Origin of the sequence: Vogesella indigofera (genome assembly GCF_028548395.1) — a bacterium.
In the GTDB taxonomy this organism is placed as follows: Bacteria; Pseudomonadota; Gammaproteobacteria; order Burkholderiales; family Chromobacteriaceae; genus Vogesella; species Vogesella indigofera_A.
The window spans coordinates 768,933-785,069 of record NZ_JAQQLA010000004.1 but is presented as its reverse complement, the minus strand read 5'-3'; the positions used below and the strand labels follow the sequence as shown (position 1 = coordinate 785,069).

Annotated in this window: 16 protein-coding genes; 6 read left to right on the top strand and 10 right to left on the bottom strand. The window is 67.6% G+C overall.

The window, feature by feature from the left end; translation table 11 throughout:
• Positions 1 to 232: 232 nt before the first annotated feature.
• Together PQU89_RS09440 and PQU89_RS09435 are read right to left on the bottom strand one after the other, a co-directional pair.
• Complete coding sequence (locus PQU89_RS09440; protein ID WP_272765595.1) at positions 233 to 586, bottom strand: DUF1304 domain-containing protein; 354 nt, start codon at positions 584 to 586, stop codon at positions 233 to 235.
• Between the two features lie 11 nt (positions 587 to 597).
• Positions 598 to 1,050 carry an acyl-CoA thioesterase gene (locus PQU89_RS09435; protein ID WP_272765594.1) on the bottom strand — a complete coding sequence of 151 codons (453 nt, stop codon included), beginning with the start codon at positions 1,048 to 1,050 and terminating at the stop codon, positions 598 to 600.
• Between the two features lie 66 nt (positions 1,051 to 1,116).
• Here PQU89_RS09435 and PQU89_RS09430 point away from each other — a divergent pair, with 66 nt between their 5' ends.
• A complete protein-coding gene (locus PQU89_RS09430; RefSeq protein WP_272765593.1) occupies positions 1,117 to 1,710 on the top strand; it encodes a TetR/AcrR family transcriptional regulator in 594 nt (197 codons plus the stop codon).
• A 7-nt stretch (positions 1,711 to 1,717) separates the two neighbouring features.
• Here the strand turns inward: PQU89_RS09430 and PQU89_RS09425 are convergent, their stop codons facing one another.
• Positions 1,718 to 2,269 carry a YaeQ family protein gene (locus PQU89_RS09425; protein WP_272765592.1) on the bottom strand — a complete coding sequence of 184 codons (552 nt, stop codon included), beginning with the start codon at positions 2,267 to 2,269 and terminating at the stop codon, positions 1,718 to 1,720.
• 156 nt (positions 2,270 to 2,425) lie between these two features.
• Between PQU89_RS09425 and PQU89_RS09420 the strand changes: the two genes are divergently transcribed.
• Positions 2,426 to 3,211, top strand: coding sequence for a substrate-binding periplasmic protein (locus PQU89_RS09420; RefSeq protein WP_272765591.1), 786 nt, complete (start codon positions 2,426 to 2,428; stop codon positions 3,209 to 3,211).
• A gap of 114 nt (positions 3,212 to 3,325) precedes the next feature.
• Here the strand turns inward: PQU89_RS09420 and PQU89_RS09415 are convergent, their stop codons facing one another.
• Both PQU89_RS09415 and pobA read right to left on the bottom strand, forming a co-directional pair.
• Positions 3,326 to 3,928 (bottom strand): FMN-binding negative transcriptional regulator, encoded by a 603-nt coding sequence (locus PQU89_RS09415; RefSeq protein WP_272765590.1) that lies wholly within the window; start codon positions 3,926 to 3,928, stop codon positions 3,326 to 3,328.
• A 264-nt stretch (positions 3,929 to 4,192) separates the two neighbouring features.
• Positions 4,193 to 5,377 carry a 4-hydroxybenzoate 3-monooxygenase gene (gene pobA, locus PQU89_RS09410; protein ID WP_272765589.1) on the bottom strand — a complete coding sequence of 395 codons (1,185 nt, stop codon included), beginning with the start codon at positions 5,375 to 5,377 and terminating at the stop codon, positions 4,193 to 4,195.
• 143 nt (positions 5,378 to 5,520) lie between these two features.
• Here pobA and PQU89_RS09405 point away from each other — a divergent pair, with 143 nt between their 5' ends.
• Together PQU89_RS09405 and PQU89_RS09400 are read left to right on the top strand one after the other, a co-directional pair.
• A complete protein-coding gene (locus PQU89_RS09405; RefSeq protein ID WP_272765588.1) occupies positions 5,521 to 6,462 on the top strand; it encodes a helix-turn-helix domain-containing protein in 942 nt (313 codons plus the stop codon).
• Positions 6,459 to 7,781 carry an aminotransferase-like domain-containing protein gene (locus PQU89_RS09400; RefSeq protein WP_272765587.1) on the top strand — a complete coding sequence of 441 codons (1,323 nt, stop codon included), beginning with the start codon at positions 6,459 to 6,461 and terminating at the stop codon, positions 7,779 to 7,781. Before PQU89_RS09405 ends, PQU89_RS09400 begins: the two co-directional genes overlap by 4 nt.
• Positions 7,782 to 7,949: 168 nt before the next feature.
• Here PQU89_RS09400 and ccoG read toward each other — a convergent pair whose 3' ends face one another.
• Together ccoG and PQU89_RS09390 are read right to left on the bottom strand one after the other, a co-directional pair.
• Positions 7,950 to 9,338, bottom strand: a complete 1,389-nt coding sequence (gene ccoG / locus PQU89_RS09395) for a cytochrome c oxidase accessory protein CcoG (RefSeq protein WP_272765586.1) — start codon at positions 9,336 to 9,338, stop codon at positions 7,950 to 7,952.
• A gap of 176 nt (positions 9,339 to 9,514) precedes the next feature.
• Entirely contained in the window at positions 9,515 to 11,353 is a 1,839-nt protein-coding gene (locus PQU89_RS09390; protein ID WP_272765585.1) for a diguanylate cyclase, read from the bottom strand.
• Between the two features lie 123 nt (positions 11,354 to 11,476).
• Between PQU89_RS09390 and PQU89_RS09385 the strand changes: the two genes are divergently transcribed.
• Complete coding sequence (locus PQU89_RS09385) at positions 11,477 to 11,914, top strand: hypothetical protein (RefSeq protein WP_272765584.1); 438 nt, start codon at positions 11,477 to 11,479, stop codon at positions 11,912 to 11,914.
• Positions 11,915 to 12,116: 202 nt separating this feature from the next.
• Here PQU89_RS09385 and PQU89_RS09380 read toward each other — a convergent pair whose 3' ends face one another.
• From PQU89_RS09380 to PQU89_RS09370, 3 genes are all read right to left on the bottom strand, one after another.
• A complete protein-coding gene (locus PQU89_RS09380; protein ID WP_272765583.1) occupies positions 12,117 to 12,743 on the bottom strand; it encodes a LysE family translocator in 627 nt (208 codons plus the stop codon).
• Between the two features lie 29 nt (positions 12,744 to 12,772).
• Entirely contained in the window at positions 12,773 to 13,303 is a 531-nt protein-coding gene (locus tag PQU89_RS09375) for a GNAT family N-acetyltransferase (RefSeq protein WP_272765582.1), read from the bottom strand.
• A 753-nt stretch (positions 13,304 to 14,056) separates the two neighbouring features.
• Positions 14,057 to 15,226 carry a GGDEF domain-containing protein gene (locus tag PQU89_RS09370; RefSeq protein ID WP_272765581.1) on the bottom strand — a complete coding sequence of 390 codons (1,170 nt, stop codon included), beginning with the start codon at positions 15,224 to 15,226 and terminating at the stop codon, positions 14,057 to 14,059.
• A 186-nt stretch (positions 15,227 to 15,412) separates the two neighbouring features.
• On the opposite strand from PQU89_RS09370, the gene PQU89_RS09365 reads away from it, so the two are divergent.
• The gene (locus tag PQU89_RS09365) at positions 15,413 to 16,129 is read left to right on the top strand and encodes a pseudouridine synthase (protein ID WP_272765580.1); all 717 of its coding nucleotides are present in this window, start codon (positions 15,413 to 15,415) and stop codon (positions 16,127 to 16,129) included.
• The last annotated feature ends 8 nt before the right edge of the window (positions 16,130 to 16,137 follow it).

Here is a 16,137-nt window from a genome sequence, read left to right as displayed (position 1 = left end):
TTGTACGCTGATACCGCCACCGCTGTCGCAGCCGGTGTGGCGTCGCCGCAACCTGCCGCCACATATTGCGGCCAACCCCGGCTGTGCGTTAGAACCTGTTCACGATCTGCTGCGCTTCGGCGATACGGCGTTAAAAACGGCTTCGGCATGCTTGTTTATATCTGGATAAACGCCGCTTCCTCAGCCATTTTCGCCTTGTCTCGCTCTAGCTCGCGAGATCGTGAACACGTTCTTAGGCCAGCCACCACAGCGCCAGCGCCACGGCTGCCGGCAATGCCTGCACCAGTAGGATCTTGCGGCTGGCGGTGGCGGCGCCGAACACGCCGGCGACGATCACGCAGCCGAGGAAGAAGGGCGCGATGGCGGCGGGGCTGCCCGGCAGCAGGCTCCACAGCAGGCCGGCGGCAAGAAAGCCGTTGTACAAGCCCTGATTGGCGGCCAGCACGCGGCTGGCGGCGGCGAATTCCGGCGTCAGGCCGAAGGCGCGACGCCCGGCCGGGCGCGTCCACAAGAACATTTCCAGCACCATGATGTAGACATGGAGCAGTGCGACCACGGCGATGGCGAGATTGGCGGCGAGCGTCATGGCGGCTCCGTTCAGGCGCTTTGCGGCAATGGCAGCGCGGCAAAATCGGCGCTGCGCGGCAGGGCGGCGAGGATGTCAGCCAGCGCCGGCGGCGGCGCGATCAGCTTGCGGCTGCGCAGGTCCAGCCAGGCGCCGGTCACCTCGTACACCGCGGCCAGGGTGCCGTCCGCCTTGCGCATTTCCTGGCGAATGTGCCAGCGGCTGTTGTCCGGGCTGGCGGCGGCGATCAGCACATTGATGCTAAGGCGTTCCCCCAGGTTCACCTCGCGGCGATAATCGGTGCTTTCGCGGAACAGTACCGGGCCGAAGCCCTGGCGTTTGAATTCGTCGGCGCCGAAGCCGGCCGCCTGCAGCCACTCCAACCGGGTGTGGGTGCACAGGTCGGCGTAGGCGCTGTGGCGCATGTGCTGGTTGGCGTCGATATCGGCCCAGCGGACCTCGACGACTTTGCTGAATGCGGTCATGAGTGTGATTCCTAAAATAGAACGATCGTGCTATTTTGCACGAAGACAGCGGCAAGGCAAGCAGCGATGACGAAAAAGGCGGCAACGAGAGAGGCAATTCTGCAACAGGCACTGGCGCTGGCCAGCCAGGTCGGCGTCAGCGGGCTGACCATCGGCAGCCTGGCGGCGGCCAGCGGCCTGTCGAAAAGCGGGCTGTTCGCCCACTTCGGCAGCAAGGAGGCGCTGCAGCTGGCGGTGGTGCAGGCGGCACAGGCGCAGTTCGTCGCCGAGACGGTGCAGCCGGCGCTGGCGCTGCCGCGCGGCATGGCGCGGCTGACGGCGCTGTTCGACGGCTGGCTTGCACGCATGGAGCAGGGCCGCTACCCGGGCGGTTGTCCGCTGCTGGCGGCGGCCTATGAATTCGACGACCAGCCCGGCGCGGTGCGCGAGGCGCTGGTCGCCGGCCAGCGCTGGCAGCGCGACACGCTGCAGCGGCTGCTGCAGCAGGCCTGTGACGCCGGCGAGCTGGCGGCGGATTGCGACGTGGCGCTGCTGGCCTTCATGCTGTTCGGGCTGGTGCAGAGCGCGCACCACGACCGGCAGCTGCTGGACAGCGCCGACGGCGTGGCGCTGGCGCGGCGCGGCTTCGTGCGGCTGATGGCGACGCACCAGGCCGGCTGAGTGCCGCTCAGCGTTCCCCGCTGCCGTACAGCCGCTGCGGCGTCACCGCGACGCTGCCTTTTTCCGACGACAGCCACAGCGTGCCGTCCTGGATGGTGGCATTCAGCTGCATGCTGCGCTCGCACAGCGTGGCCAGCTCGGCCAGCGTTTCCGGCGTGATGCTGAAGATGTTGAGGTGGTCGAAGCGGCCAACCTTGCCTTCCATGCCCTGCCACCAGATGTCGGCGGCGCGGCCACCGTAGGTGTACAGCCACACCTTGGCGGCACGGCCGCAGGCCTTGCGCAGCCGCTTCTCGTCCGGCTCGCCCAGCTCGATCCACTCTTCGATCTCGTCGCTGAAATTCTTGTGCCACAGGTCCGGCTCGTCGTCGTCGCTGATGCCGCGGGTGAAGGCCATGTATTCGCCGGCGTGCAGCGCGAACACCGCGATGCGCAGCATCATGCGCTCGATGGTTTCCGACGGGTGCTGCGCGATGGTCAGGCTATGGCTGTCGTAATAGCCGCGATCCATGTCGGAAATGGTGAGGTCGGCTTTGTAGATGGTAGCTTTCAGTGCCATGGCGGGCTTTCGCTGGGGAAGGTTGCGGTCAAGGCCGGCAGTGTACCGCTTTTGCCCCGCCTGCGCCCGTGGCGGCGGGTATTATTGCCGCTTGGCGACAGCTTCTGCTTACGATAGGCTGCTGTGCAACGCAAAATGGCGCAGACCGGGGTGAATATGACGTTGTTCCGCAATTTCATGCTCTTGCTGCTGCTGGCGTGTCCGCTGCCGTTGCTGGCCGGCGAGGCGCCACTGCAGGTGCGCTTTTCCAACCAGGCCTACCCGCCGTTCATGGGCGAGCAGCTGCCGCGCGGCGGCATCCTGTCGGCGGTGGTGAGCGAGGTGTTCCGCCGCGGCAATGTCAGCGTCCGCTACGACTGGTATCCCAACCATCGCGCCATCCAGCTGGCGCGCAACGGCGATGTCGACGGCAGCCTCGGCTGGACGCCGAACGAGGAGCGGCTGCGCGACCTGCTGTTTTCCGAGCCGGTGATGCCGTTCCGCATGGTGCTGTTCCAGCGCGCCGGCGAAAGCTACCCGTGGCAGACGCTGGCCGATCTCGCGCCCTACCGTTTCGGCATCACCGCCGGCAATTTCTATTCCGATGCCTTCAGCAGCCTGCAGCAGCAGGGCGTGCTCAAGGTCGACATCGCCAGCGACGACGGCAGCAACCTGCGCAAGTTGCTGGCCGGCCGCATCGACCTGTTCCCGATGGAGTGGGAGGCCGGGCAGCTGCTGGCACGCAGCACGCTGCGACAGCAGCAGGCGCGGCAGCTGGTGCCGCAGGCGCGCGAGTACTGGACCACACCGCTGTGCGTGGCGGTGTCGCGCAAGCATCCGCAGGCGGCGGAGCTGATCGCCCGCTTCAACCGCGAACTGCGCAAGATGCGCGACAGCGGCGAGCTGGCGCGGTTGATCGCGCAGACGCGGCAGCAGGTGTACGCCCGCCTCGGCGTCGGCTGACCGGGCGCCACTCACCCAAACCCTGATCCTGCTTTGCGCCTCCTTGCCGTACGACGGCTACTGTCTGCGTCGGTGCCTTGGTTCAGCTGCGCGGCGAGGTTTTGCTAGCGGGGCTTATTGGCGCTCTGCCATGCGCGCTGCCAGCTGCCGCTGTTCGCCGTCGCCTGCCTGCAGCGCGGCGATCACCGCGGCCACGTCTTCCGGCTTGCGGTTCTGGCTCAGCTTTTCCTTCACCTCCCAGCGCGTGACCCGCAGCCGGAAGCCGACGATGGCGCGCTGCATCGCCGCCAGCGCCGCGGCCGGTAGCGCCGCCGGCGTCCAGCCGTCGGCACCTTCGAAACGGGCGGCCAGTTGCGTCAGCAGCGCCGTCAGCTCGTCGCCGCTGACCGCCTCGGCCTGGCCGTGGGCGTGCGCCACGCGGTAGTTCCAGGTCGGCACCATGCCGGTGCTGACATACCAGCGCGGCGACACATAGCCGTGCTCGCCGTGAAAGATGGCGACGCTGGGCGCGTTCAGCAGCGCGGCGCTGTGGCCGTTGGCGGCGGCGAGGTGGCCGAGCAGGCAGTCCGCGTCGTGCGGATCGGGCAGCAACAGCAGGTGGCTGAGCCACGGCGTGTCCTGCTGCTGGGTCAGCAGTGTGGCAAACGGAAACTCGGCGGCGAGATTGCGGCCAACGTTGGCCGCAGCGGCAAAGGACGGGGGCTGGTACAGGGGCATGGCAGGCTCCGGGCTTGGGATTGGCCCTGATGTTGCCGCCCGGCTGGCCCCTTGCCCAGTGCCACTTTCTGCCGCTGCCACGGAGCCAGTCCAGTGCGGCGGACAAGGCCTCGCCGCGTAGCTGCACCAAGGCGCGTTGCCACAGACGGGGCAACAGGCCCGCCAGGGCGGCGCCACGCCGGATCAGGGAGCGCGGCGCAAAAAAAGCCAGCACCGGCAGGGCCGGGGCTGGCAATCATCATCAGAGGGGATGTAAGCGGTGGCTCAGTCCACTTCGTCGAACGGCTGGCCGACGTAGTTTTCGGCGATGGTCTTCAGCCCGGCCGGTGAGCTGGTGTAGTAGTCGTAGTCGGTGCGCTGCATGCGCTTGTCGAAGGCGTCGGCATCTGGGAAGTCGTGCAGCAGGTTGGTCATGAACCAGGAGAAGCGCTCGGCCTTCCAGATGCGGCGCAGTGCCAGCTCCGAGTATTTTTCCAGCAGGTCGGTACGGCCTTCCTGGTACACCTTCACCAGGATGCGGTACAGGTAGCACACGTCGGAGGCGGCCAGGTTCAGGCCCTTGGCGCCGGTCGGCGGCACGATGTGGGCGGCGTCGCCGACCAGGAACAGTTTGCCGTACTGCATCGGCTCCACCACGTAGCTGCGCAGCGGGGCGATGCTCTTTTCCAGCGACGGGCCGGTCACCAGCTTGTCGGCCACGTCCTGCGGCAGGCGGGTTTTCAGCTCGTCCCAGAAGCGCTCGTCGGACCAGTCTTCCACCTTGTCCGTCAGCGGCACCTGCAGGTAGTAGCGGCTGCGGGTTTCCGAGCGCTGGCTGCACAGCACGAAACCGCGCTCGTGCTGGGCGTAGATCAGCTCCTCGTTCACCGGCGGGGTGTCGGACAGCAGGCCCAGCCAGCCGAACGGGTACACGCGCTCGAAGTGGCTGAGTACGTCTTCCGGAATGCTCTTGCGCGACACGCCGTGGAAGCCGTCGCAGCCGGCGATGTAGTCGCAGTCCAGGCGCACGGTTTCGCCGTTTTTCTCGAAGGTGATGTACGGCTTTTCGCCCTTCAGCTCGTGCGGCTGCACGTTGGCCGCTTCGTAGATGGTGGTGGCACCACAGGCGGCGCGTGCTTCCATCAGGTCGCGGGTGACTTCGGTCTGGCCGTACACCACCACGGTGTCGCCGCCGGTCAGTTCCTTCAGGTTGATGCGGTCGCGCTTGCCGTTGTAGATCAACTCGATGCCGTCGTGCACCAGGCCTTCGCGGTCCATGCGCTCGGCTACGCCGGCCTCGCGCATCATGTTGACCATGCCCTGTTCCAGCACGCCGGCGCGGATGCGGCCCAGCACGTAATCCGGGGTCTGGCGTTCCAGAATGATGTTGTCGATGCCGGCCTTGTGCAGCAATTGGCCCAGCAGCAGGCCGGACGGGCCGGCGCCGATGATGGCGACTTGTGTTTTCATGATCGCGTTCCTCTTGTGTTGCTTTTTGCTGTGTATAGCCCAGCACTCGGGCTGGTGTGACGGTATTTTTGGTCAGCAGCGGGCGACATAACAGGCAATTTCAGGTAAAAAAACAGGACTTTTCGCAGAAGCGCACGGGGAATATGATGTTGCAGCACAGCAGGGACATTCCGGTATTCAAGCTGTATGGCGAGGGCGCGGCGTGGCCGACGCCGGACCTGCTGCACTGTGAAAGCATCTCCAGCCGCAGCCAGCGCCACGGCTGGGAGATCGACCAGCACCGCCACGCCGACCTGTACCAGCTGCTGTACGTGCGGCGCGGCCCGGCGACGCTGTTCATCGAGGAGCACTGCACGCCGGTGGCGGTGCCGGTGATCCAGGTGGTGCCGGCGATGTGCGTGCACGGCTTCCAGTTTCACGACAGCATCGACGGCTACATCATCACCCTGGCGGCGCCGCTGGTGGCGTGGCTGCAGGAGTGCCTGGCCAACTGCCCGCCCCTGCTGCAGCAGCCGGGCTGCTACGCCGCCGACGCCGAGCTGGACGCGCTGTTCCTCGCCATCGCCCGCGAATACGCGACCCCCGCCGCCGGCCGCGACGTGCTGCTGCGCTCGCTGATGTGCGCACTGGTGGTGCTGCTCAGCCGGCAGCTGCCGCAGGCGGCCAGCAGCGAGGACCGCCCCGACCGCGGCCAGCCGCAGCTGGTGAAATTCTCGGCGCTGGTGGAACAGCACTACGCCGCGCACTGGCCGGTCAGCCGCTACGCGCGGCAGCTGGGCGTCACCAGCGCCCATCTCAACAGCGTCTGCCGCCGCCTGAGCGGGCACAGCGCGCTGCAGATCGTGCACCAGCGCCAGTTGCTGGAGGCGAAGCGCAACCTGATCTATACCGTGCTGACGGTGAGCCAGATCGCCGACGTACTCGGCTTTGCCGAGCCGGCCTACTTCATCCGCTTCTTCCGCCGCCTCACCGGCGTCACCCCGCGCGTGTTCCGCCAGCGCGGCGGCGTGGTGCCGGCGCTGCCCGCGACGGCGGCAAAGCGTCATAATGGCGGCTCCGCCCCGGCAAACGAGCACACCTCTTGAGCAAATACGGCACCATCGTCCAGCACGTCATCGACAGCATCGAACACGGCAGCTACCAGGCCGGCGATGCGCTGCCCTCGCTGCGCCAGCTGGTGGCGCAGCACGCGGTCAGCCTCAATACCGCGCGCCGCGCCTACTACGAGCTGGAGCGGCTGGGCTACGTCGAGGCGCACGCCCGCAGCGGCTACGTGGTCGCCGCCGGCGCGCTGCACGGCGCCGACAGGTTGGCCGCGCCGCTGGGCGCGCCCTTCATCGACACCGCGCTGTACGACACCCGGCCGCTGACGCACGCCTTCATCGGTGCCATGCGCCGCTACGACCAGGCGCTGGCGGAGCCGGCGCTGGCCGGGCTGCCCGCGCTGCGTCGCCAGATCGCGCAGCAGGCGCACGCAGAGGGCTGGCGGCTGCAGGCCGACGACGTGCTGGTGACCTGCGGCGGCATGGAGGCGCTGTCGCTGGCCATCGCCGCGGTCACCCACGGCATCGCCGACCCCTGCGTCGCGGTGCTGCTGCCGGCGTTTCCCGGCCTGCTCGGCTGGCTGGGCGAGCACGGCGTGCGCGTGTTGCCGCTGGTGGCGGATGCCGACGACCGCCTGCCGCTGGCGGCGCTGGCACGGGCGCTGGCCGCCGGCGAGGTGCACGCCATCGCGCTGATGAGCGCGTTCTGTCACCCGCACGGCCGCTCGCTGTCGGCGGCCAACCAGCAGGCGCTGCTGGCGCTGGCGCAGCAGTTCGATGTGCCGCTGATCGAGGACGACGCCTATCGCCATCTCGGTTTTGCCGACGCGGTGCCGCAGCCGCTGAAGGCGCTCGACCACGACGGCCGCGTGCTGTTGTGCAGCACCTTTTCCAAGTCGCTGGCGCCGGGCTACCGCGTCGGCTGGCTGGCGCCGGGCCGCTACGCCGACATCGTGCGGCGGCTGAAACTGGCGCACACGCTGGCGTCGCCGCTGCCCAACCAGCTGGCGCTGGCGGAGCTGCTGGCCGGCGGCCGCCACCTGCCGCTGCTGGCGCGCCTGCGTGGCCAGCTGGCGCAAAAGGTGCGTGCACTGGAGGCGGCGTTGCAGCCGCGCCTGCCGGACGGCGTGGTGCTGCGCGCGGCGGAGGGTGGCTATTTCGTGTGGCTGGAACGGCTGCCGTGCGACAGCGTGCAGCTGGCGGCCGAGGCCGAGCGCGCGGGCATCGTGCTGGCGCCCGGCACCCTGTGCCTGCCGGGCGAGGCCGGCCGCCGCGCGCTGCGGCTGAACGCCAGCTATTTCGATCCGCTGCGGCAGCAGGCGGCGCTGGACTGGCTGGCGCGCGCGCTGCGCCAGGGCTGAGCGTTACGGCCAACCTTGTCGTCCTTAGTACCGGTTCGCAACTGATCTGAACGGGGCGATACGGCGTTGCAGACGGCTGCGGCACGCTGGTTGGTGTCTGCCTGAACGCCGCTTCCCCAGCCGATTTCGCCTTGTCTCGTTTGAGCGCGCGAGATCGTGAACCGGCGCTTACGGCATCAGCAGTCGTGCTTCCTCGTGCAGCACCTGACTCGGGTCGTTGAGGTTGACGATGCGCACGCTGACGGTGTGGCTGCCGCTGGGCAGCAGCGCCGGATCGGCGACCAGCGCGACGTTGAAGCTGGTGACGCTGTCGCCGGCCACCTGCAGCGGCGGTGCCTCCACCCGCACCAGGCCGGTGCTTTCCACCTGCAGCTGGTAGCGGCGGCTGTCGCGCTCGGTGTTCATGATGCGCACGTTGTAGACGTTCTCGATGTAACCGTCGTTGCTCTCGCGCTGCATCACCGCGCGGTCGCGCAGGATGTCGACCTTGAACGGCACCCGCAGCGCGAGGCCGGTGGCCGACAGCGCGACGATGGCCAGCAGCAGGCCGCTGTAGACCAGCGCGCGCGGCCGCTGCCGCAGCAACGGCAGCGGCTGCTGCTGTTCCATCGCGTGCTGGGTGCTGAAGCGGATCAGGCCGCGCGCCTGGCCGGTCTTGTCCATCACCTCGTCGCAGACGTCGATGCAGGCGGCACAGCCGATGCACTCGTACTGCAGTCCGTCGCGGATGTCGATGCCGGTCGGGCACACCTGCACGCACAGCCCGCAATCGACGCAGGCGCCCTGCGGCTTGTCGTCGCGGCCAACATTGGCCGCAATCGGGATGATGGCGTGCTGCTTGCGCCGCGCGCCGCGCGGTTCGCCGCGCTTGTCGTCGTAGGCCACCAGCAGCGTGTCGCGGTCGAACATCGCGCCCTGGAAGCGGGCGTACGGGCACATGTGCTTGCACACCTGCTCGCGCAGCACGCCGGCCAGCAGCCAGGTGAAGCCACCGTAGCTGAGCGCAAACAGCGCCTCCCACACCCCGATGTGGCCGGCGCCGAGGTTGGCCGCCAGCTCGCGCATCGGCGTGAAATAGCCGACCAGGGTCAGGCCGGTCCACAGCGAGAACGCGGCCATCAGCAGCTGCGTGGTGCCCTTGCGCAGCACTTTCTCCGCGCCCCACGGTGCGGCGTCGCGCTTGCGGCGCTGGTTGGGCGGGCCTTCCACCCAGCGCTCGATCCAGATCATGATCTCGGTGTACACCGTCTGCGGACAGGAAAAGCCGCACCACAGCCGCCCGGCCAGCATCGTCCACAGGAACAGCCCCAGCGCCGCCACGATCAGCGCCGCCGCCAGGTAGATGAAGTCCTGCGGCAGCAGCGTCAGGCCGAACAGGTACAGCCGCATGCTGTCGAAATCGAAGCGCGTCGCCTGTTGCCCGCCCCAGTTCAGCCACGGCAGGCCGAAGTAGAGCAGTTGGGTGATGACGACGAAGGCGACGCGCAGGCTGTTGAAACGGCCGCCGGTGAGGCGCGGGTAGACTTTGCTGGAGACGAAGTGCAGGGGCGTTGCCATGATGCGGACCCAAAGAGAAACGATGCCCGAGCTTAGGCGGCGTTCCGTGGCGGCAACAGGCACAGAGCGGCGCGATCGGCAGGACACAGCCGCGCCGGCGGCAAGCGGGTTTGACGTGGATCAGACGGAACGCAGCGGCCAGGGTTGGCCGCAGGTCCCGGAACGTGAACAGGCTCTCAGCCGGTGCGCACGCAGTTGCGGCCTTCCTGTTTGGCGAGGTACAGCGCGGCGTCGGCGCGCGCGATCAGCGGCGTCGGCGTTTCCTCGCCCGGGTACAGCTCGCTGATGCCGATGCTGACGGTGAAGCGCACCGCCTCGCCGCCCAGCGGGTTGTCGAGGCTGATCTGCTCCACCGCCTCGCGCACCCGTTCCATGATCAGGCTGGCGTTGTAGCGGTCGGTGTCCGGCAGCAGGATGGCGAACTCCTCGCCGCCGAGACGGCCGCAGACATCCTCCAGCCGCACGTTGAACTGGATGCAGGAGGCGAAGCGGCGTAGCACCTCGTCGCCGAAGCCGTGGCCGAAGCGGTCGTTGAGGCGCTTGAAGAAGTCGAGGTCCAGCATCGCCAGCGACAGCGGCCGTTGCCAGCGCTGGCCGCGCGCGATTTCCTCCTGCGCCCGCTGCAGGAACTGGCGGCGGTTGTACAGCCCGGTCAGCTCGTCGGTATTGGCGAGGCGTTCCAGGTCGGCCTGCAGTTTCTTGGCGGCGCTGATGTCGTACTTGATGGCGACGATGTGGAGCAGCTCGTTGTACTGGTCGCGCACCGGCGCCACCGACACCGTCTCGACGCAGGTGTGGCCGTCGCGGTGGGTGCTGGTCAGCTCGCCGCGCCAGTTCTTGCCGTCGTGGATCGCCTGCGCCAGCTGCTCCTGCAGCTCCGGCTGCTGTTCCAGCAGCAACTGAGCCAGCTGGCGTTGGCCGCGCACCTCGTCGAGGCGGTAGCCGGACATGCTGCTGAATGCCGGGTTGATGTACTGCACCACGCCGTTGCCGTCGGCGATGGCGATGGCCTCGGCGGCGTAGTCGATCGCCGCGCTGCGGATCGACAGCGCCTCGCTCAGCGCCACGTTGTGCAGGTAGCGGCGGGTGGCGTACACGATCAGCAGCACCATCACCAGCCAGCTGGTGAGGAACAGCACCAGTTTGCTCCACCACGGCTCCAGCAGAGTTTCCTTGTCGATGCCGACCGACACGATCACCGGCAGGTGCTCGATCTGGCGCGTGGCGTGCAGGCGGCGGCGGCCGTCGAAGATCGAGGTCACCTCGTACTGTGCCTCGCTCAGATTGTTGCGGATCATCGCCTCGGCTTCCGGGTCCGGCACCGGCTGCGTCGGCAGTTTCGGCAGCATCGGCTGGCGTGCCAGCAGCTGGCGCTGCTTGTCGGCAAAGATCAGCACGTCGTAGCGGTTGCCGATCATGGCGCGGTTGATCTGGGTCTGGAAGTGCTCGACGCGCACCGCGCTGCCGATCAGGCCGATCACCTTGCCGTCGTCGCCGCGCACCCGCTGCGTGGCCAGCACCACGTCGTCGCCGCCGACGGTGTGGAAGCGTTCGCTGACGAAGCGGTCGTCGCGGTTGTTGGCCAGCATCGCCTTGCAGTAGCTGCGCTCGCTGGCGTCAAAGCCGGGCGACACCTTGAACGACAGCACCAGCTTGCAGTCGCGGTCGACCAGGATCAGGTCGTAGGCTTGCGGCATGCCGTGCATGGCGCGCACCAGCCGCGTCTCCAGCGCGCTGCGCGCCGGGCTGTCGCTGGTGGCGGCAAAGTCGGCGGCGCCGAGCTGCTTGGCCAGCGCGCTCTGGATCAGGTCGATTTCGCGGAATTCGCGCTGTATCCACTCCGACAGCAGCAGGTTGGTGACGCGGGCCTGGTTGAAGCCTTGCTTCAGCGCGCTGCGGTAGGAGGAGGCCAGCTCCAGCGCGCCGAGGCCGAGCAGCAGCAGGCACAGTGCGGCACTGAGCAGTAGCGTCTTGGCGGTGAGGCTGGACAGGGAAAAGCGCGGGAGGCTGGGCATACGCTGGGTGACGAAGTCGCGATAAGGGATTCTCGCATGAAGTTTTGCGCCGCCGCATGACGATTTGCAGCGGCGTGCGCAACGCGTTGTAATGCGCGCTTCAGGTCTGAGTGAGTCTATGTCATGGAATACCGGTTCGGGTTTGCCGAAATACCGCTGCGCCTGCGCCGCAGCGCGCAGTTATTGTGGCTGTCGCTGCTGCTGGGGGCGGTGACGCAGCTGGGCGAGCGGCTATGGCTGGGCAGCGCCTTGCCGCTGGTGGAGCTGGCGCGGCTGCTGGCCTTCGTGGTGCTGGCCTACGGCCTGTCGGCGTGGGTAGTGTGGGAGCTGGCGCGCGGCCGGCCGTGGGCGCGACTGGCGCTCAGCGGCTGGCTGCTGCTGTCGCTGTTCGCGTGGCTGAGCCAGCTGGCGACGGCGCTGCCGTGGTGGCAGCACGGCGCCGACGCGCTGGTGTTGCTGCTGGACGCGCTGGCGCTGTACCTGGCGTGGACGGGCAGTGCCGCGCAGTGGTTCCGTAGCCAGCGCCACGCCACCGACGCGGCACCATCCGATCACGACTAGCCAGCGGGCTGCCGCCTGCCGCGTATTGGCGCAGTGGCGTGGGCAACGCCGTGAACGGGCGACTTTCTTGGGTTAACGCCGGTTTTCATCGGCGTTCTTGCCTGATTGTCGCGGACGGTGAACGGCCCTTGCGCCGCGCCTGACGACACGGAAAAGACAATGCAGCCAACCTTGGGCAAGGTTGGCCGCATTGTTTTTGCGCTCAGCGGCTGAAGATCAGGCGCAGCCCGAGCGCGACGAATACGGCGCCGGCGATGCGGTCCAGCCACATGCTGCGGCGCGGCGTGGTCATCAGCCATTGCCCGGCGTAGCCGGAAAAATAGCCGAGCAGGCCGAACAGCAGCGCCGCCTGTAGCGTGAACAGCACCCCCAGCTGCAGCGTCTGCCAGGCGATGGCGCCACCGTCGGCGACGATGAACTGCGGCAGGAAGGCGAGAAAGAACAGCACCACCTTGGGGTTGATGGCATTGGCCAGCAGTCCCTTGCCGAACAGCGCCGCCAGCCCGTCCTGCTGGCTCTGGCCGCCGCCCTGCCACTGCCGGCCGTGACTGCGCAGCGCCTGCACCCCCAGCCACACCAGATACAGCCCGCCGGCGAGCTTCAGCGCCAGGAAAGCGGTGGCCGACGCCGCCAGCAGCGCACTGATGCCGGCCGCGGCCAGCAAGGTGTGGCTGAGGCAGCCCAGCGCGCAGCCCAGCCCGAACACCATGCCGTGACGCCGCCCGCGCGCGATGCCGAGGCTCAGCACCATCAGGTTGTCCGGCCCCGGCGACAGCGTGATCAGCATGGCGGCGGCGAGAAAGGCAAAAATCTGGTCGGGGGTCAGCATCATTGGCTCCTGCTATAACGACTGCATTATCAGAGACTTGCGGGTGCTGCGTGACCGGCGCCGGTCAGCGCCTTGCCGAAAATGATCAGGTCGCGGTGCACGCCGTCCAGTACCGCCACGCGCGGGAAGTGCGCCCACTGTGCAAAGCCGTGGCGCTGGAACAGCGCGAGGCTGGGCAGGTTGTGGCCGAACACGAAGCCGAGCAGGTTTTCCACGCCGTACTGTGGCGCGATGTCCAGTACCTGCTGCAGCAAGCGGCTGCCCATGCCGCGCCCGCGACAGCTTTCCGCCAGGTAGATGCTGACCTCGGCGGTGCCGTTGTAGGCGGGGCGGCCGTAGAAATCGGACAGGCTGATCCAGGCGATGACGGCGCCCTGTTCGCGCACCACCCACAGCGGGCGGCGTTCGGCGTTGTGGGCATGGAACCACGGCAAGCGGCTATCGACGCTGACCGGTTCCAGATCGGCGGTCACCATGCGCCCGGCGATGGTGCTGTTGTAGATGGCGACGATCTGCGGCAAGTCGTCGAGGGTGGCGATGTCCAGCTGCACGTGACTCATGGTGTCTCCTTGTTCCGATCGAAACATTGTGCTGGATGGCGGCCGCTTTGTGAATGTGCAATCGGGGTGCGGAACAGATTGTTTTGGAATGCCATTTCCGGAGGACCTCCGCCGTCCGACAGTCGCGGTCTGTCCATTTTGTAATAAAAATTATGAAATACATGATTTAAGTACGTTGCAAATTGCATTAGCGTGGTGCTGCCGTACGGGCTTGGTGGCGGTGGCTGGCTGGACGTAGGCGCAGGGGGGGGCGCCGCAGCGTAGGGATCTGTGTCGGCGGCGTGGTAGTGGACAGCTAAGGCTGTGAGCTGGCGAGCTGTGCCGCAGCGCTGGGCTGAGGTTGTGGGCTGGGTATTGGCCGGGTAGTGCGGTGACGCGGCCGCCAATGCCCGGGAGTCGGTGGTGCGCGGCGCAATTGGCTGGTGCTGGCGTTGCGGCAATGCGTGCTGGTACCTAAGCCGTGGCAAAGGTTGACCGCAGCCGGCTATGGAAACCTTGCGTCTTACCTAGGGTGAGATCGCCGCCGGTGCGGCGTGAGCGCCGTCCGCTGCGATGGCGTAAGGGAGGGCGCTGTCGGGCAGGGCGCGGGGTGTTACCGGCGCCGTCGTTCTAGGTGGCGGCGCGGGGTGCGACATGCGGTCTGGCGCGGCTATGCGGGCTGATCGTGCCGGAAGGTGTGGTTGCCGTCTGTGGTTGCCGTCAGTGGCCAGCGGCATCGGAGTACAGCAGGCCGCATGGGATGTGTTGCCGTCTTTAGCCTGAGGCGGAGCTGTCGCTGTCGACCACGCGGTTGCGGCCGCCGGACTTGGCCAGATACAGGCGGCGGTCGGCGCTGTCGAACAGCTGGTTCCAGCTAGCGCCGGGCTGCGGCGTGCAGCTGGCGACGCCGATGCTGGCGGTCAGCTGCGTCGCCGGGTCGGTGGGGTTGAGCAGGATGTCGTTCAGCGCGCGGCACAGCTTGTCGGCAACCTGGCGCGCGCCGGCGGCGTCGGTGTCCGGCAGCAGCAGGCAGAATTCCTCGCCGCCGATGCGGGCGAAGATGTCGCCCTGGCGTACCTCGTCGGCGATGTGGTCGGCCACCGCGCGCAGCGCCTGGTCGCCCTTGCGGTGGCCGTAGGTGTCGTTGATGTTCTTGAAGTGATCGAGGTCGATCATCAGCAGCGCCAGCGAGCGCTGCTGGCGGCCGTGCAGTGCGTACTGGCGCAGCGCCAGATCGAAGAAGGTGCGGCGGTTGAAAATGCCGGTCAGCGGGTCGAGCGCAGCCAGCTTGCTCAGCTGGCGGTATTGCAGCTCGCGCTGCACCTGGATGAAACCAAGCTGCAGCATCACCGCGCTGAGCAGGGTCAGCACCAGCAGCGCCGGGCGGCTGAACAGTGGCGGCACGTCCGGCTGGCCGGCGCTGGTGGCATAGGCCAGCAGGTAGAGGCAGAACAGCGCGCTGGCACTGCCCAGTACCAGCGCCGCCGGGCCGCGCTTGCGACGCTTGTGCAGCAGCTGGTGGGCGATGCCGGCGAAGAACCAGCTGCTGACCAGCAGGAACAGCGCCTGGCGCGGCGCGGCCTGCGGCAGCAGGAAAACGCCGCCGAGCAGCAGCGCGGTCTGCGCCGCCGAGGCCGCTGCGCCGTGCCACCACCGGCGGCGGCTTTCGGTCAGCCGTGCCACCGCCTGACCGAGCAGCTCGTTCTTCAGACCGGTGAGTAGCGCGCTGGGCAGCAGCCAGGCGGTGATGCCGCCGGCCGGCAGGATGGCGGGCGGGAAGGCGAAGTACAGCATCAGCGCCGCCATCAGCAGCGAGCCGCCGAGCCAGAACGCCTCGATGCCGCGGCCGGTGAGCCGGTCACGCCCCGCGTACACCATCACCCCGCCAATGCCGTAAACCAGGGCAATGGCGGTGAGGAGGGTCGGGGTGTCCAGCGGTGCCATGCGGCAAATATCCTGATCGGTTATTTTTTAAAAAAGCAATCGGTAATTGTACCACGCTTTTAATCAGTATCTGTAAGCTGCCGCGTTGATTTTAAAGAATTATCTGTTCAGAAAGATGGACTTATCCGTCATGGCGGGGCCACTGGCTGGCGGGCCGGAATGGGGCGGCATGCTAGAATGCGCGCTATGGAACTGTATCGATTCTTGCAACAACAGGGCTTTGGCGGGCGCAAGGCCTGCCGCGAGCTGGTGGACTACGGTCTGGTCGAGCTGGACGGTGTGCCCGCGTCCGACTGGCGCATGGCGGTGGAGCCGGCGGCGATCCGCACGCTGTGCGTCGATGGCGAGTCGTGGCCGGTACTGGCGTTGCCGTGCTACCTGATGCTGCACAAGCCGGCCGGCTATGAGACCTCGCACCAGCCGCAGCACCACCTCAGCGTCTACCGCCTGCTGCCGTGGCAGTTCGCCAATCTCGGCATCTCCGCCGTCGGCCGGCTGGATGTCGATACCACCGGGCTGCTGCTGTTTTCCACCGACGGCCAGTTTGTCCACAGCCTGAGCTCGCCGCGCAAGGTTATCCCCAAGTGCTACCAGGTCACCACCCGCCACGCCATCACGCCGCAACTGCTGCAGCAGCTGCGCGACGGGGTGCTGCTGCACGACGAGAGCGCGCCGCTGGCCGCCACGCTGGTGGAGCAGCTGGACGAACACCGTTTCAACATGAGCATCACCCAGGGCAAGTACCACCAGGTGAAGCGCATGGTCGCCGCCGCCGGCAACCGTGTCGAGCAGCTGCACCGCATCGCGATGGGCGAGTTGCCGCTCGGCGAGCTGGCGGAGGGGCAGTGGCGGCTGCTGACGGCGGCGGAACTGGCGCTGCTCGGCTATCCGGCGCCGGGCTAGTGTCGCCC

Coding starts and splice junctions, on each gene's coding strand:
- PQU89_RS09440 (WP_272765595.1), bottom strand. CDS start 586: ATGACGCTCGCCGCCAATCTCGCCATCGCCGTGGTCGCACTGCTCCAT.
- PQU89_RS09435 (WP_272765594.1), bottom strand. CDS start 1,050: ATGACCGCATTCAGCAAAGTCGTCGAGGTCCGCTGGGCCGATATCGAC.
- PQU89_RS09430 (WP_272765593.1), top strand. CDS start 1,117: ATGACGAAAAAGGCGGCAACGAGAGAGGCAATTCTGCAACAGGCACTG.
- PQU89_RS09425 (WP_272765592.1), bottom strand. CDS start 2,269: ATGGCACTGAAAGCTACCATCTACAAAGCCGACCTCACCATTTCCGAC.
- PQU89_RS09420 (WP_272765591.1), top strand. CDS start 2,426: ATGACGTTGTTCCGCAATTTCATGCTCTTGCTGCTGCTGGCGTGTCCG.
- PQU89_RS09415 (WP_272765590.1), bottom strand. CDS start 3,928: ATGCCCCTGTACCAGCCCCCGTCCTTTGCCGCTGCGGCCAACGTTGGC.
- pobA (WP_272765589.1), bottom strand. CDS start 5,377: ATGAAAACACAAGTCGCCATCATCGGCGCCGGCCCGTCCGGCCTGCTG.
- PQU89_RS09405 (WP_272765588.1), top strand. CDS start 5,521: ATGATGTTGCAGCACAGCAGGGACATTCCGGTATTCAAGCTGTATGGC.
- ccoG (WP_272765586.1), bottom strand. CDS start 9,338: ATGGCAACGCCCCTGCACTTCGTCTCCAGCAAAGTCTACCCGCGCCTC.
- PQU89_RS09390 (WP_272765585.1), bottom strand. CDS start 11,353: ATGCCCAGCCTCCCGCGCTTTTCCCTGTCCAGCCTCACCGCCAAGACG.
- PQU89_RS09385 (WP_272765584.1), top strand. CDS start 11,477: ATGGAATACCGGTTCGGGTTTGCCGAAATACCGCTGCGCCTGCGCCGC.
- PQU89_RS09380 (WP_272765583.1), bottom strand. CDS start 12,743: ATGCTGACCCCCGACCAGATTTTTGCCTTTCTCGCCGCCGCCATGCTG.
- PQU89_RS09375 (WP_272765582.1), bottom strand. CDS start 13,303: ATGAGTCACGTGCAGCTGGACATCGCCACCCTCGACGACTTGCCGCAG.
- PQU89_RS09370 (WP_272765581.1), bottom strand. CDS start 15,226: ATGGCACCGCTGGACACCCCGACCCTCCTCACCGCCATTGCCCTGGTT.
- PQU89_RS09365 (WP_272765580.1), top strand. CDS start 15,413: ATGGAACTGTATCGATTCTTGCAACAACAGGGCTTTGGCGGGCGCAAG.